Source organism: Planomicrobium soli (genome assembly GCF_003014655.1).
GTDB lineage: Bacteria > Bacillota > Bacilli > Bacillales_A > Planococcaceae > Planococcus > Planococcus soli_B.
This window is the reverse complement of record NZ_PYAT01000033.1, coordinates 1-1,433: the sequence shown is the minus strand read 5'-3', so window position 1 is coordinate 1,433 and position 1,433 is coordinate 1. Positions and strand designations below refer to the sequence as shown.

Here is a 1,433-nt window from a genome sequence, read left to right as displayed (position 1 = left end):
AAAATCGCCATGGCGCTCTGTAAGGCCATGCCGCTCAATCCGGCGCCGGACGTCACCCGATAGCCGTGCCGATTCTTCAGTTCACTGTTCTTGGCTTCAATTTTGTAGCGCTCTTTGACCGCTTTTTTGAAGAACTCACTTTCTTGGAAATCCCTCTGGATGGCATGTTCGGTGGATTGAATGGTGACAGCGTACGTCTTGCTTTTGGCGCCTTCCTTATAACAGCCTTTCCGCAGCGGGCAACGCTTACAGCGTTCGATATCAAAAAAATAGGTGTCCGCTTGATTCGTTCCGACGCCTTTTTTCCCTTGCCGGGCTTTCCGGATCGCCAGATGGCCTGCTTTACAGACGTACATGCCCGCGTCTTTATTGAAGTCGAATTCGTCTTCTTTTTTTCGATGGCCATCTGTAATATTGGGGTTCAGCTTGGAAAGGAGACAGATGTGATTTTTCTCCGCATACTGCAGATTGTTTTTCTCCGAATACGCCGTATCTCCAATGACCGTATTCACATGGACGCCAGCGGCGCAACTCTTCTCAATGAGGGACTGAAGAAGTTTCCCATCACTCTTTTCACCGGTGGTCACGATAGCCGCCGTGACGAGTCGCTCCACACTCATCGCAAGATGGGTTTTATAGCCGAAAAAGGAGGTGTCCACAGATTTATGCCCGGTTCGGGCATCCGGATCCTTAGAACAGCGCAGTTGTTCGATGTCATCCGCCATCGTTTCTTCCAGGAGACGAAGCGATTCCCCGATTTTTGGATTGGCCGAAAGACCGGGAACCCGTTCAATCGCAGCGATCAATTCCTTGCAGTAATGGAGTTCGGCTTCGAGATCATCCTTCGTATTCTTCTTCGGAAACTGTTCCTTCAGGGACTCATTCACTGAATAAATGTTTTTACGCAATTTACGGGACTGATCCTGCAGGATCTCTTGTGGTTTTTTCAAGTTATAGCGGGATTGGGTATGGGTGGCATCGACGATAAGGGTCCCGGTTTCAATCAAGCCAAGGTCAAGCGCAATGGCTACGGTCTTTTCGATGAGGAGGTCTAAGAGCTGGCTGTCTTGGAGGCGAAGCTTACGGAATTTGGTTAGCGAACTTGGGTCAATCACCGCTTCCTCTGGGGCCATATCCAGGAAAAACTTATAGGAGAGATCGAACTTGGAGCGTTCGACCAGATCCACATCGGACAGAGGATTCATGCTTTTTAGGAGCAGGTATTTGACCATGCGAATGGGATGGATGGCCATCCGGCCATTGTCAGAACAGTACTTCTCCGCCAGTTCCTGGGTTACGAAGGAGAAATCGACCAGCTCATTGATGCGTCGGAAAATGTGGTCGTGGGGGATGACAAGATCATAAAGGGCGGCATAAGGACTGGGTTTCATGGACGGTCTGTCTGGCATCATGGTTATCCCTCCTTGAAGTTA

At 49.8% G+C, this 1,433-nt stretch carries 1 protein-coding gene; it reads right to left on the bottom strand.

Going from position 1 to position 1,433, the window contains the following annotated elements; all coding sequences use genetic code 11:
- Positions 1-1,412 (bottom strand): IS1182 family transposase (locus B0H99_RS17635; RefSeq protein ID WP_106534964.1); only part of this gene is annotated, 1,412 nt, incomplete at its 3' end.
- Positions 1,413-1,433: the final 21 nt, after the last annotated feature.